The organism is Streptomyces sp. NPDC048197 (assembly GCF_043202395.1).
In the GTDB taxonomy this organism is placed as follows: Bacteria; Actinomycetota; Actinomycetes; order Streptomycetales; family Streptomycetaceae; genus Streptomyces; species Streptomyces siderophoricus.
This window is the reverse complement of the sequence record NZ_JBIDAJ010000023.1, coordinates 1-13463: the sequence shown is the minus strand read 5'-3', so window position 1 is coordinate 13463 and position 13463 is coordinate 1. Positions and strand designations below refer to the sequence as shown.

Sequence of the window (13463 nt, the reverse complement as noted above, 5' to 3'; positions counted from 1 at the left end):
CATGGACAGCACAGCCCTCGATCGGTTCGAGGCCAGCCGGGGCCGGCTGGCCTCGCTCGCGTACCGTCTGCTCGGCTCGGCCGCCGACGCCGAGGATGCCGTGCAGGACACCTTCCTGCGCTGGCAGGCCGCGGACCGCGAACACATCGAGGTGCCGGAGGCGTGGCTGACCAAGGTCGTCACCAATCTCTGCCTCGACCGGCTCCGCTCGGCGCAGGCGCGGCACGAGCGCGCTGTCGGAGACTGGCTGCCCGAGCCACTCCTCGAGGGCGACCCGATGCTCGGCCCGGCCGAGACCTTCGAGCAGCGCGAATCGGTGTCCTTGGCCGTACTGACCCTCATGGAGCGCCTCTCACCCGTCGAGCGGGCCGCTTACGTCCTGCGCGAGGCCTTCTCCTACCCCCACGCCGAGATCGCCGGCATCCTCGACATCACCGAGTCCGCGAGCCAGCAGCATGTCCACCGGGCCCGACGCCGGGTCACCGCCGAGCGCCGCGGCGGCAACGAGGTGGACCCCGCGTCCGCGCGCCGGATCGTCCAGGAATTCCTCACCGCCGCCGTATCGGGACGCACCGAACGGCTGGTGGCGATGCTCACCGCCGACGCGACCGCGGTCTCGGACGGCGCCGGACTGGCCAAGCGGCTGCTGCGGTACAAGACGCGCGAGCGCATCGCCTCCTACGTGCGGGCCGGCTTCAAGCCCACTCCGGCGAAGCGGCGGCTGGCCGGCGGCTCCACCGCGCTGCACATCGTGCTGGTCAACGGCTCTCCGGCCGTCGTCGCCGTGGTCGACGACCGGGTCGTGGGCGCCGTGGCGTTCGAAGTCAGCGACGGCAAGGTCGCGTCCCTGCGCGGCATCGGCGCCGCGCACCGGCTCACTCGCCTCAACGAGGCCTGGCGGCAGCACGAACCCGACGCGCCGGTCATCAACGCATGGTGATCCAAGGCACCGGAATCCGGTGACCTGATTCGGAGCGAGGACGCCCCCCTCGTCCCCCGCGCTGCACAGCAGCACGGGGGACGAAGCACGTCGGTCTCCCGAATCAGCCTCGGCCATGCAGTGGGGTTCACCGATGGCCAACTCACTCGCCCGCTCGGCACTGCCGCAGCAGATCGCGGATCAACGTCCGGGTGATGGGCAGTGCATGTCGAGCTTGCTCAGATCGGTCCATTCGTGGGTACCGGTCGCGGCGGCCCAGCGTGGGCACCGAATGCGGAGGGGAAGCCGGGGCGGCATGCCCCCAGCTTTCGACCGTGAGACCTACGCCCGGTGCAACTCGGGCTCCCGCACGGCGGCAATGATGTCCGTGAGACGCTCGGGCCGACGCCAAAGATCCGATACGGCCGGTCGAGTCGATGTCGAGGTATGCGAGGTACCCGCACGCAAAGAGGTGGTGGTGATGACTACATCCGCTGCTCTGCCGGCCGTCCGAGAATCCCTCCACCTTGCTCTCCTGGCCGACCCTGCCGGCAGCAGGGCGATCACCGAACTCGCCGAAGCCGCCGTCGAGCACTACGCCCTGAACTACAGCAAACACCCACCGCACATCCTCTTCACCGAAGTACGCACCGCCCGCAGCCTGCTCACCCAAGCGCTGACCGCGCACAGCGTCGAGGAAGCCGTCGCAGCAGAGATGGGGCGCAGCATCGGCTGGCTTTCCGCCCTCCTGGGTAACCTCGCCTTCACTCCCTGATCGCCGTCATCGGCGTCACCGGGACCGAAGTCTTCCATGCTGGTCGAACCATCGGGCGGCCCAGAGGGCCGCGTGGTCTTCCGGGCGTACGACCGCGACCGCGCTGACGTACGCATGGTCCTTCCGTAGTCTCCCGTTGCGCCCGGCGACCTTGTGGAACTCACCGAGTGCGCCTCCGGGCTCCAGGGAAAGCTTCGAGAGTGAGGTCGCCGTACATGGCCGAGAGGATCATGTGCGGCGAGTCCAGGGGATCGTCCGCCCGCCCGGGTTGGCCAGTACGACGACCATGGCCAGCCCGGTCCTGCAAGCCGGGCGGCATCGCCTACCACCACATCTCGGATACCTGCATGGCGCTGTTTACGTACTTCATCCCGTGCGGGGTACGCGAGGCCGTCTACCTCAACCAGGGCCTGTTCATGCAGCTCAGGCCCAGGTGCGGGAGCACAGCACCAGGCGGTAGCCGTCCGGGTCGGTGATCGTCACACCGTGCTCGTCCCAGTACGGGTTGTGCGCCGGAACGCGGGTACCGCCGGCCGCGACCAGGCGGTCGATCAGGGACTCGTCCGCCGGCTTGCCGAGGTAGACGACGAACAGGTCGTCCACCGTCGGGGTCGGCTCCAGCGGCCGCTCCGGATCGTGCGTCAGCTCGAAATGCCAGGCGGCGCCGGGCGGGCCGACCATCAGCAGGTCGTGCTCGCCCGGCATGCGCTCGGTCGTGCGCCACAGGACGGCCAGGCCGAGGCCGTCCACGTAGAAGCGTTCGGCGGCGGCGAGGTCCCGCGAGGGCCGGGCCACCCGGACCGGGACGGTGGAGTCGATCACGCCGAGACCTCCAGGGCAGCCCGCCAGACGGGGCTGTCGACGTAGTGGTTGTCGAACCGCTCCGCGGAGGCGGCGATCTCCTTCGCGTCGGCCTCGCCACGCATCACCCGGCCGAGCAGGCGCAGGTAGTCGAACCGGTCCATGCCCGGCGTGAACACGAACAGCACGTCCGCCTCACAGCCCGGCGCCGCGGCGAAGGCGTGCGGGGTGTGGGGCGGCACGGCCAGGAAGTCGCCTGCGTCCAGGACGGCGACCTCCTCACCCACCAGTACCTGGAGGGACCCGCTGATCACGAAGAACAGCTCCGTCGCCTTGGTGTGGAAGTGGGCGGGTGCTCCCACGGCGCCCTGGGCGAACGTGGACCGGTAGCTGGTGAAGCCGTCTGCGGTGCTGTCCGAGTCGGCGAGCAGCGTCATCACACTGCTGGGGTCGGCACAGGTCTCCGCCTCGGCGTGACGGGTCAGTACCGGCCGTCCGCCGGTCACTGTGCTCTTCATGTCGTGTCCTTCCTGGTCAAGGGGGTGGGGAGTTGTGCAGGGAGTCGAGCGGGCCATGAGGCCCTTGTGCGGTGGGGCGGGTGTCAACCGAAGATCGCGGTGGGGTCGCCGGTGTACCAGGCGTTGTCGATGCGAAGCCGTCGGATGACCCAGCGGTCGCCGTCGCGGACCAGGTCGACGTCGTAGGGGTTCTTCAGCAGCGCGTGGGTGGCGGGGTCGGCGATGAGCAGGTGCTGGGCTTCCACCAGGGCCGTGAGCCGGGCGGTGTTGCCATCGATGGTGATCCGCGTGTTGGTGATCTGGTGTGTGGTGTCCACCCGGCCGGTGAACATCTCCAGAATGGTGGTGACGATGGTGTCGCGCCCGGACATCAGCGGCGGCTTGGCCCCCCACTTGGAGGCGGCCGGGCAGAAGTCCAGCTCGGCGTCAGTGGCGAAGGCCGAGGCGAACAGCTCCTTGTCCTTCAGGTCCTGGCCCAGGCCGAAGCGGTAGAGCGTGTCGGTGATCTCCGCCCGGTCCCTGAGTTCTGCGACGGCCGCGGCGGTGTCGTCCGCGGGGGCGGTCAGGGCGTGGTCGCGGGTGACGTACATGATGTTCTCCTGTGCAGGTGAGGCGGCTTTTCAACGCCTCTGATCCTGCTGCGGTCCGGACAGGGCATCAATGCGCACCTGTGCAACGACCGTGAAGCCTCGATTAACGATGGAGGATGCGGGATGCTGGAGCGGCACGAGCTGGAGGCGTTCCTGACGCTCGCCGAGGAGCTGCACTTCGGCCGCACCGCCGAGCGGCTGCATGTCTCCACTGCCCGGGTCAGCCAGACCATCGCCAAACTGGAGCGTCGTATCGGCGTCCCGTTGTTCAACCGCACCAGCCGCCGGGTGGAGCTGTCCCTGACGGGGCGGCAGCTGTATGAAGAGATACGCCCCGCCTGGGCCCGGATCACCGACGCGTTCGAGCGGGCCGTCGACGCCGGGAAGGGCCTGACCGGGCTGTTGCGGGTCGCCTTCACCGGGCCGGCGGCGGGCCAGCTGTTGGTCGGGGCCAAGCAGGCGTTCCGCACCCGGCACGCCGACTGCGAGGTCCAGATCAAAGAGGCGCACCTGCCGCAAGTCCTGCCGTGGCTGCGCAGCGGCGAGGTGGACATCGCGCTGACCTGCTATCCGATGCACGAAGAGGGCATGGTCGTGGGGCCGGTCCTGGTGCGGGAGGCACGCATGCTCGCCGTTCCTGCAGGGCATCCGTTCGCCCGCCGGGAGACCGTCTCCGTGGAAGATCTGGCTCGCGTGACCGTGCTGCAGATTCCCGACACGCTGCCGGGATCCCTGCGCGAGGACCGGGCGCCGCGCCGGACCCCCGCCGGGAGACCGATCGCACTCGGTCCGTCGGCCATGACGTTCAACGAGACGCTGACGCTCGTGGGCGCCGGTGAGGGGGTCTTCGCCGTCGGCGCCCACACAAGGCGCTACTTCGCCCGCCCGGATGTCGTCTATGTCCCCTTCGAGGATGCCGCCCCGGTGGACTGGGGCTTGGTATGGCCTGCCGACGGTGCGACGGCGCGCGTTCGCGCCTTCAGCGAGGCAGCGCTCAACCTGGTGCAGGCACCTGCGCCAAACCCCTGACCGTCACCGACGGGCCGGACGCCGTCAAACAGGGCCCGCCAAGTGGCGTCGGCTGTGCCGGTCGGCGGCCGGTTCCTGAACCGGCCGCGACGGCTTTCAGGGCGCCGCACTCGTGCCGGTCCCTACGCGGGTGTGCTGCGTCAGTCGGGCAGGGAGACGGCGAGTTGCTCCCACGGCCACCAGTGCGCCGACCAGCCGGTCGTCGAGCGCGTCCGGGTTTGCGTGTCCAAGTCCTCGTAGTAGGTCGCGGCGGTTCGACAGGGCGGCCGCGGCTGTGGTGCGGGCCAGGTCGGCGGTGTCCGCGTGGAGGAGATCCACGGCGCGTGGATGGCCGAGGAACTGGCCCGCCAGGGCTCCCAGATCAGCCCCGGCACCGGGAAGCAGGCCCTGGCCGAGGACCTCGGGGCACTGAGAGCCGGCCCGTGAAGTCCTCGGCGACGACGCCCCGTAGCGGCAGCCGCACGGGGTCACGCCCTGCGGGCGGTCACGGCGCGGTGAAGTCCGTAGGCGGCGGCGCCGAAGGCCAGCACCACAGCTCCCGAGACCACCGAGGACCCGGGCAGGGCGAAGGCCAGCACCAGGCACCCGGCCAGCCCCACGGCCGGGAGCAGCCGGTTCGGCCGTCCCTCGTCCTCGGTGAGCGTCCAGGCAGAGGCGTTGGCGACGGCGTAGTACGCCAGGACGCCGAAGGAGGAAAACCCGATCGCCCCGCGCACGTCCGCCGTCGCGGCGAGCACCGCGACCACGGCGCCCACCAGCAGCTCGGCACGGTGCGGCACCTTGAACCGGGGGTGGACGGCGGCCAAGGCGTGCGGCAGGTGCCGGTCCCGGGCCATCGCCAGGGTGGTGCGGGAGACTCCGAGGATCAGCGCGAGCAGCGAGCCGAGGGCGGCCACGGCGGCGCCCACCCTCACGACGGGGGCCAGCCAGCCCACGCCCGCCGCCCGGACGGCATCCGACAGCGGGGCCGCGGTCTGCGCCAGCCCGTCGGGGCCGAGGACCGCCAGCACCGCGACGGCGACGACGGCGTAGACGACCAGGGTGATGCCCAGCGCGACCGGGATGGCCCGGGGGATGGTGCGCGCCGGGTCGCGGACCTCCTCGCCGAGGGTGGCGATGCGCGCGTACCCGGCGAACGCGAAGAACAGCAGGCCCGCCGCCTGGAGCACCCCGCCGGCCGTGGCATCCGAGCCGGCGTCGAGGCGGGCCACCTCCGCCGTGGCGGAGGTGAGGGAGGCGCTCACCACCGAGGCGAGCACCGCCAGGACCACGGCCACGATCACCCGGGTCAGGAACGCGGACTTCTGCACCCCGGCGTAGTTCACCACGGTCAGCGCCACCACCGCGACCACCGCGACCGCGTGCGCCTGGCCCGGCCAGACGTACGAGCCGACCGTGAGCGCCATCGCCGCGCAGGAGGCTGTCTTTCCGACCACGAAGGACCACCCGGCCAAATAGCCCCAGAAGTCGCCGAGACGCTCACGGCCGTAGACGTAGGTGCCGCCGGAGGCCGGGTAGCGGGCCGCGAGCCGGGCCGAGGAGGTGGCGTTGCAGAAGGCGACCACGGCAGCGACCGCCAGGCCGATCAGCAGTCCGGACCCGGCCGCGCGGGCGGCCGGAGCCAGGGCGGCGAAGATCCCCGCGCCGATCATCGACCCCAGGCCGATCACCACGGCGTCGGACGTCCCGAGCCGCCGCTGAAGTTCGTCCGGCATCCCGGCGGCGGCCGATGGCTTGCTCATGGCCCACTCCCTCGGCGGCACAGTCGCGTACGTGACGTACTCCGATGTCGGGAGACGATACGGGAGCCGGGCCGGACCGCCGGCCGCAACCCCAGTCCATGAGTGCACAGTCCGTGCTCGCAGAATTGAGTAGTTCTGAGAGACCGGAGACCCCTGCCCGAACGTGTCCAGTTTGCCCCTGATCCTCGTTCTCACCACCTCTCGCAAACAGCTTTCGCACCATGCCCCTCGCGATAGGTTCCGCGAGGTGCCCCAGTTCGCCGAACCGGCCGCCGTCGTCGACCAGTTCGATTGTCCGACGTGTGAGGTGCCCGCCGGAAGCACCTGTCGCAGCCGCGGCGGCAAGGTCGCCCCGAAGTACCACACCCCGGGCTTCGTGCTCGTCCCCCAGCTCCGCGCCGAGCTGGAAGGTGAAGACCCCCACCGACCGAGGGCTCGGAACCTTTCAGCCGCGGGCCGAGGTAGGCCGCCAGTGTGTGCGTAGTCCCTCGGCTGCCGCGCTGGCCTGGGCCCCGCCCGCCTGGTAGGCCGCCTGCCACGCTTCGGGGTCGCTCTGCTCGGCGTCCAGGAGGCGCACCGCGGCTGGATCGGGGGCCAGGATGTGGGCGCCGTGGGCCGTGGGGTGTGGGTGGCGGTGGGCGAGCGGGTCGACCACCACCACCGTGCGGGCATCGCCCGCCAGGTCGGTGTTGGTGCCGGCTCGCAAGGCGCCGTCCAGGTAGCGGCGGCCGTCGACGGCGACAGGGGGCTCAATTCCGGGGAAGGCGCTGGACGCGGCGACCGCGCGCACCAGGGGGACGCCCGCGGCGGCGTCCCACACGATCGGCTCGCCGCTCTCGGCGTCAACGGCCGTGATCAGCAGAGGGCGTCGCGGCCAGCTGTCGGTGGCGATCATTGCGGCGCGCTGGGCGATCAACTGGTTCTCCGCCTCTGCGTCGACCGTTTCCAAAGCGATGCGGCCTACCCGGCGACGGGCATCGGCAGGGTCCAGGCCCGGGTCGCCAAGGACGGCGAACACCGCACCGGTTACTGCCGGATCGGGGCGGTGCGGCGCGGACGAGGCGTTGGCGGAGCGCCGGACGGGGACGGTGGCGAGGCGGGCGGGGTCCTGCCCGGTGGCGATGACTGCGGCGACGATCGCCCCGGCTGAGGTGCCCACGATGAGGTCGGCCTCACCCAGGTCAACCCCGAAGCTGCGCAGGCCCACCGTCAGTCCGGCCGTCCATGCGGCGCCAAGGCGCCCGCCGGGCCCCAGGACCAGTGCCCGGTCGAGGTCGTGCATGCCGTCGGTATCCATGGCTCTCCGTCCGTTATTGGAACACCTTATTGAAACGCCTGTGTCATATACGTGCACAGCGTTGTCGCACGAGAGGACGGTGTGCTGTGGGACGACCCTCCGATTCCGGCCGGCGTGACCGCGTTCTGGCGCGTGCCACCGACTACGTCCTCGCGGAGGGGCTGGCCGGATTGAGTCTTCGTCCGCTGGCCGTGGCACTGGATACCAGTCCGCGGATGCTGCTTTACGACTTCGGCAGCAAGCAGGAGTTGGTGGCTGCAGTTCTCGCCGAGGCGCGCCGGCGTGGCGCTGAGCGCCTGATGCACGGCCTGCCGCCGAGCGGCGCCACCGTCCAGGAGCGGCTGCGCGGGATCTGGACGTGGCTCAGTGCGCCCGAACGCGCCCCGTTTGTTCGACTGTTCTTCGAAGTCCACGCCGATCTGCTGGCCCACCCCGAGCGCTACCCGGACCAGCCAGGGGCCGTCACTGACTGGTTCAGCCCACTGCGCACCGTCTTCGCCGACATCGCCACCGGGAACGACGACACCGCCACGCCCACCCTCGTCATGGCCGTCATGCGAGGCCTGCTGTTCGACCTCACCACCAGCGGCGAACGCGAGCGCACCGATCTCGCCCTGGAGCAGTTCGCCGCCCTCCTGCAGGCGCCCACACCCTGACGTCTCGGCCCGCCCCTCCGAAGGGCCGCTGCCGCGCTGAACTTTCCGCGGGTCTCCGGTAGTTCACGGATGGCAGGAAGATCACCGCAGTACCCCTCGCCACCACTCGAAAACCGTCAACGCGCGTCACGCCCGGGCGCACCCGCCCCTTGGTTGAGCCGACAATCAACTGAAGGGGGCTTCGACAGCGACCCTTTGTTCCTCACCGAGGAGATGGGCCGCATCCCGCAGTGATCAGCCACTTCCGATAGCTCGGTGCAGTCCATACTCTCGTGCTACCCCGGTGGAGCTGTCTCGACGGATCAGCAGGACACGGGGGTGAGGCGCTGGTGCTCGCGAAGGGGTGTCGGCTGATGGTGGAGAGAGATTCGGACGCCGAGGAAGCCCTCGTGTGTGGTGGTGGCGCTTCAGGCGTAGTCCTCTGCGGCGCACGAGCGATCTCGTCGAAGCGTGGCTCCTGCTCGTCGCGTGGATCCTGGGAGTGGTGGGCGGCGCGGCCGGGGGCCTGGTGACCGCGGTCATGGCGGAGCGGAGCTTCGAGGAGGAGCGGTCCGGGCGCCGTCAGGTGGTGGCGGTGCTGATGGGGAACGCCATGGACACAGTGAACACACGGACCGGGGACGGTAACCGAGCCAAGGCCGAGGTCCGCTGGAAGGCGCCCGACGGTCGGACACGCACCGGCTGGACCAGCGTGATCCCTCATGCTTCGGCAGGTACGCGGATGCTGGACGAATCACCAGGGTGATCTGGTCTCCCAGCCTCCGGATGGATCGGATGCGATGCTGTGGGCCGGTGTGGCGGGCGCGGGAGCAACGGCGGCGGCCGGTGGCGTGGTGTGGGCCGGTACCCGGGCTCTGCGGGCCCTGCTGCAGCGACACCGCCTGAAGCAATGGGCCGTGGAGTGGGCGCGTGCCGACACACCATGGGGTGGAAGGACCGGCTGACTCCGCCTTCGTAGCGCCTCCTGGGCGTGGGCTCGACGATCCCACGGCCAGGAGATCATTCTTCGCCGGCGGTCAGGCGGCCTCTGCCTGGGCCTCGACATCCTCGATGCCGGTGGGTCGTCCGGCGCGGTGCCAGCGGAGGTACAACCCGGCGGCGATGAGAAGGGACGCCACCATGGATAGCACGGGCCAGCCGCGCAGCAGGTTGACCACGAGGGTGAAGGCCACGGCGCCCGCGGCGGTCCCGTTGATCCAGGCCAGGGCGGGCTTGCCTTCGCGGCGGGCGAAGCTGGTCATCGCGAGCAGGCCGACCAGGAAGCTGACGAATACGGCGACTGCGTAGAAGAGGACCAGCTCCTGTTCCTGGCCGGCCGCCGCGACGATGATGAGCGCGGCCGCGGCCAGGTACACGACGACCGACCAGTACGGGGTGTGGTGACGGTTGGTACGGCCGAGCACCGGCGGCAGTACGCCCGGCTTCTCGGCGGTGCCGGCCAGGGCCTTCAGCAGGCCGGGGCCGGCCTGGAAGGAGGAACTGGCGGCCGCAAGCAGCAACAGCGAGCTGGCGAGCTGGAAGGCGCCGTACAGCCAACCCGGCCCGGCCGCAGCGTGCGCGATGTCCGCGACCTGGGTGGAGTCGGCGCCGGGGATGCCTATGTGCAGTCGGACCGCGAGCGCGGTGAGCGCCAGGGTGAGACCGCCGACGATCACCACCAGCAGGGCGAGGGTGCCGCGGCCGAAGCGGCGGCGGTGGGTGTCATCGAGCTGGCCGAGCTGGGCGATCGCGGTCGACGGCGCCTCGACACCGGTGGCCAGGGCCATCGCCACGGGGAAGGCCAGGACCACCGCGAGCATGGCAGAGTGCCCCGGGTTGGCGGTCGACACCGCGTGCCCCGAGGCGTGAGGCGCGGCGAACCCCAGCACCAGGACCGCTACGGAGATCACCACGAACGCCACGGTCATGACGGCGAACAGCAGTCTGCCGCCGTGCCCGAACCAGGTCAGCCCGGCCACCACGAGCAGCAGGACCAGTGCCAGCGGGATGCGCAGGGGGGCCAGCCCCGGGAAGAGGGCGATCACCGCGCTGGCTGCGGCGGCGATGGAGATGCCGATGGTCAGCACGAAGTCGACCACCAGCGCGCCGATGGGAAGGAACGTCCACCGTGCCCCGAAGGCCCGGGCCGAGGCCGCGGCCGCGCCCCCGCCCTTGGGGAAACGGCGCACCAGCTGCCAGTAGTTCGCGGTGACCACGACGACGAGCCCGATCACCAGACTCATGGTGGGCAGCAGCAGCGCCAGGTCCCCGTGCAGAGCCCGCAGCGCCGCCTCGATCGCATAGGCGACGGAGGACACCGGATCGGCGATCACCGCGAAGGCGAACGCGAAGAAGAGGACGGAACGACGCGGTGTGCGTCCGTTCAGGGCGATGGGGGCCGCTGATGTGACGGCGGCCTGGTTGGTGGTCGGCACGCGAAGACCTCTCGGACCTCTTGGAGGAAAACGATGAAGGAATTCGCCGACCAGACTTCCCGGCACACCGATGACAACGCTACGTCAGGATTTCGCCAGCAGACCATCAGAATCCCGTCAAGGACGCGTCAAATTTGTTGTACGTGCTTGTCCTGGGGGCGGCGTTACGGGGCTGTTCCTTGACGACGTGGCATGCGGGGGCGCACTCGTGGCAGGAGGATCTGGCGGGCCGCTTCGAGCAGTGCGGGGGAGTACTGGTTCTGTACGGAGACGAGGCCGTCGCCGAGGATCGCCTGCGCCTCGCGGATCTGGCCGGTGGTGACGTTGGAGATTCCGGCGGCGCGGATGGTGCCGGAGTCGAGCAGCTCGCGCAGCGCGCCCACGGACTCCGCCCAGGGCACGGCCGGGTCCGGCTTGTGCAGCTGGTACAGGCCGATGGCCTCGACGCCCAGGCGCTTGAGGGAAGCCTCAGCGGCGCGCTTGAGGTGGGCGGGGGTGGCGGTGACGGTCCAGCTGCCGTCGCCGGGGCGGCCGCGGCCGCCCTTGGTGGCGACGAGGACGTGGGAGGTGTCGCCGCCGTAGCGGGCCAGGGCGCGGGCGATGAGGAGTTCGTTGTGGCCGGCTTCGCCGGCGTGCCAGTGGTAGCTGTCGGCGGTGTCGATGAGCGTGACCCCGGCGTCCAGGGCGGCGTGGATGGTGGCGATGGCTCGCTGTTCGTCCGGGCGGTGCTCGATGGACAGCGGCATGGCGCCCAGACCGATGGCGCTGACGGTGGTGTTCGCGAGGGTGCGGTGCTGCATGGGGTGTCTGTTCCTCAGGCGGTGGAGGCGGTGGAGGTGGCGGGGGCGGATGCGTCGAGGGATTCGGCGACGGCACCGGGGAGCCAGTCGGTGGTGCGGGAGAAGGAGAAGCCCAGTGCTTTCGCGCGGGCGTTGCTCATGGCGTAGTGGCGGTCGAAGGAGAACGGCGAGGCCGGCTCGCCCGCGGTGGCGCTGTGGTACACGGCTTTCCTGCCGGCCTGTGTGGCGATGACAGTACCCAGGTCGTAAACGTCGAGTGGACCGTCGGAGCAGGCGTTGACCGGGCCGGTGACGTCGGTGAGCGTGGCCGCCCACAGCAGCAGGTCCACCAGCTCCTCGTAGTGGATGAAGACCGTGGGCAGCGGCTCGGCGTGCACGGTGATTCGCGTGCCCTTGGTGACGCGCTCGACGTAGTGCGCCAGCCGGCCGGTGAAATCCGCCGCGCCGCCACCGAGCACGTGGGCGCTGCGCACGGCGGCGAAAGCGAACCCGTGTTGCTGGGCGAAGACGGCCTCCGCCTGGCGCTTGCCTTCGGCGTAGTGCGCCTCCAGGTACGCCGCGTCGTGCCACGGCAGGTCCATGGCCACCAGCCACGTGGACGGGTCCACGACCTCCTCCGGCACCGGTGTGCCGGGTGGGACGGTCGGCAGGGCGGCGGTCGCCGGGTCGTAGACCTCGATGGTGGAGGTCATGACGTAGCGCCGGGTGCGGCTGCTGAAGGCGCGGGCGGCGATCGCCGCCTGCACGGGGGTGTAGCAGACCTGGTCGACGACCACGTCGAAGGTGCGGGAGCCGAGCGCAGCGATCAGGGCGGCCTCGTCGTTGCGGTCGACGACGAGGTGCTCGACCCCGGAAGACGGCGGGGTCGAGCCGCGGTTGATCACCGTGACCAGATGGCCGGTGGCCTGTAGGCGCTGGACCAGGAGCTTGCCGAAGTACCGGCTTCCGCCGATGACACAGATCTTTTGCACGCCCCCCATCCTGGGGATCTACCGTCAGCAGCAGAAGTGCCTGCTTTCTGAATACGTGTTAAGGAATACTGATGATCGATGTGCAGCGGTTGCGTGTCCTGCGAACGGTGGCGCAACACGGCAGCTTCAACCAGGCCGCGGCAGCCCTCCGCCTCACCCCCTCAGCCGTGTCCCAGCACATCGCGGCACTGGAACGCAGCCTCGGTGCCCAGGTCGTGGCGCGCAGCACCCGCGGAGTCACCCTCACCCCGGCCGGCCGCATCATGGTCGGGGCCGCAGAGTCGGTCGCCGCGGAGCTCGAACATGCCCAACAGCAGGTCGACCGGCTCGGCAGCGGCCGGACCCAGCTCACCATCGCCACCTTCACCAGCGGCGGCAGGCTCCTCCTCCCTCAGGCACTCGCCCGCCTCACCACCGCTCATCCCGACACCGTGGTCCACCTCAGGGAGAGCGAGCCCGAAGACAGCCTGCCCCTGGTCCGCCAGGGCGCCGTAGACCTCGCACTCGCCTACCACTTCGACGGCCCGCTGCCCGGCCGGCCCGGTCAAAGCTCCAGCCTTGCGTGGACTGCCCTCATGGAAGACCCCCTGCACGTCGTCCTGCCCGACACCCACCCCCTGGCCGGCCGCGAGACACTCGACATCGTTGAGCTGGCAGCCGAACCCTGGGTACTCGGCTGCCTCAAGACCGAGACCTACCTGCGCCGCTACGCCGAGCGCGCCGGCTTCGACCCGGAGGTGCGTGGCACGACGACGGACTACTTCTTCGCCCGCTCGCTCGTCGCTGCGGGCATGGGAATCTCGCTGATCCCCTCCATCGCGCAGACCCCGCAGATAGCGGGTCTGCGCACCGTCCCGATCGCTCCGCCGGCTCCCACCCGGCACCTCGGCGTTGCCACGATCCCCCGCCGCAGCCACCCCCAGGTCAGGACACTGATACAGGCCCTCCAGG

General features: G+C 70.5%; 13 protein-coding genes and 2 pseudogenes. 7 read left to right on the top strand and 8 right to left on the bottom strand.

What is annotated here, in order from left to right; genetic code table 11:
- Position 1: 1 nt before the first annotated feature.
- The 3 genes and pseudogenes from ACGF4C_RS26570 to ACGF4C_RS26560 form a co-directional block, all read left to right on the top strand.
- A complete protein-coding gene (locus ACGF4C_RS26570) occupies positions 2-940 on the top strand; it encodes a sigma-70 family RNA polymerase sigma factor (RefSeq protein WP_393569317.1) in 939 nt (312 codons plus the stop codon).
- 460 nt (positions 941-1400) lie between these two features.
- Positions 1401-1694 (top strand): hypothetical protein, encoded by a 294-nt coding sequence (locus tag ACGF4C_RS26565; protein ID WP_393569316.1) that lies wholly within the window; start codon positions 1401-1403, stop codon positions 1692-1694.
- A 311-nt stretch (positions 1695-2005) separates the two neighbouring features.
- Positions 2006-2107, top strand: a pseudogene (locus tag ACGF4C_RS26560) (Tn3 family transposase); the annotation flags it as partial.
- Between the two features lie 10 nt (positions 2108-2117).
- On the opposite strand, the gene ACGF4C_RS26555 reads toward ACGF4C_RS26560, so the two are convergent.
- The 3 genes from ACGF4C_RS26555 to ACGF4C_RS26545 form a co-directional block, all read right to left on the bottom strand.
- Entirely contained in the window at positions 2118-2516 is a 399-nt protein-coding gene (locus ACGF4C_RS26555; RefSeq protein WP_351531577.1) for a VOC family protein, read from the bottom strand.
- Positions 2513-3013, bottom strand: coding sequence for a cupin domain-containing protein (locus ACGF4C_RS26550; RefSeq protein ID WP_393569315.1), 501 nt, complete (start codon positions 3011-3013; stop codon positions 2513-2515). Before ACGF4C_RS26550 ends, ACGF4C_RS26555 begins: the two co-directional genes overlap by 4 nt.
- Before the next feature lie 83 nt (positions 3014-3096).
- Positions 3097-3603 carry a nuclear transport factor 2 family protein gene (locus tag ACGF4C_RS26545; RefSeq protein WP_393569314.1) on the bottom strand — a complete coding sequence of 169 codons (507 nt, stop codon included), beginning with the start codon at positions 3601-3603 and terminating at the stop codon, positions 3097-3099.
- A 123-nt stretch (positions 3604-3726) separates the two neighbouring features.
- On the opposite strand from ACGF4C_RS26545, the gene ACGF4C_RS26540 reads away from it, so the two are divergent.
- Entirely contained in the window at positions 3727-4632 is a 906-nt protein-coding gene (locus tag ACGF4C_RS26540) for a LysR family transcriptional regulator (protein ID WP_393569313.1), read from the top strand.
- Between the two features lie 303 nt (positions 4633-4935).
- Positions 4936-5058: a hypothetical protein gene (locus ACGF4C_RS26535; protein WP_393569312.1), complete on the top strand. Its 123-nt coding sequence runs from the start codon at positions 4936-4938 to the stop codon at positions 5056-5058.
- Between the two features lie 41 nt (positions 5059-5099).
- On the opposite strand, the gene ACGF4C_RS26530 is transcribed toward ACGF4C_RS26535, so the two are convergent.
- Positions 5100-6374 (bottom strand): APC family permease, encoded by a 1275-nt coding sequence (locus ACGF4C_RS26530; protein ID WP_393569311.1) that lies wholly within the window; start codon positions 6372-6374, stop codon positions 5100-5102.
- A 445-nt stretch (positions 6375-6819) separates the two neighbouring features.
- The gene (locus ACGF4C_RS26525; RefSeq protein ID WP_393569310.1) at positions 6820-7671 is read right to left on the bottom strand and encodes a patatin-like phospholipase family protein; all 852 of its coding nucleotides are present in this window, start codon (positions 7669-7671) and stop codon (positions 6820-6822) included.
- An 86-nt stretch (positions 7672-7757) separates the two neighbouring features.
- Here ACGF4C_RS26525 and ACGF4C_RS26520 point away from each other — a divergent pair, with 86 nt between their 5' ends.
- Positions 7758-8327, top strand: a complete 570-nt coding sequence (locus tag ACGF4C_RS26520; protein WP_393569309.1) for a TetR/AcrR family transcriptional regulator — start codon at positions 7758-7760, stop codon at positions 8325-8327.
- Between the two features lie 1016 nt (positions 8328-9343).
- Here ACGF4C_RS26520 and ACGF4C_RS26515 read toward each other — a convergent pair.
- The 3 genes and pseudogenes from ACGF4C_RS26515 to ACGF4C_RS26505 form a co-directional block, all read right to left on the bottom strand.
- Positions 9344-10741 carry an amino acid permease gene (locus ACGF4C_RS26515; RefSeq protein ID WP_393569308.1) on the bottom strand — a complete coding sequence of 466 codons (1398 nt, stop codon included), beginning with the start codon at positions 10739-10741 and terminating at the stop codon, positions 9344-9346.
- A 239-nt stretch (positions 10742-10980) separates the two neighbouring features.
- A pseudogene (locus ACGF4C_RS26510) lies at positions 10981-11541 on the bottom strand (aldo/keto reductase); the annotation flags it as partial.
- Between the two features lie 14 nt (positions 11542-11555).
- The gene (locus ACGF4C_RS26505; RefSeq protein WP_393569307.1) at positions 11556-12512 is read right to left on the bottom strand and encodes an NAD-dependent epimerase/dehydratase family protein; all 957 of its coding nucleotides are present in this window, start codon (positions 12510-12512) and stop codon (positions 11556-11558) included.
- A 71-nt stretch (positions 12513-12583) separates the two neighbouring features.
- Between ACGF4C_RS26505 and ACGF4C_RS26500 the strand changes: the two genes are divergently transcribed.
- Positions 12584-13463 (top strand): LysR family transcriptional regulator (locus ACGF4C_RS26500; protein WP_393569306.1); only part of this gene is annotated, 880 nt, incomplete at its 3' end.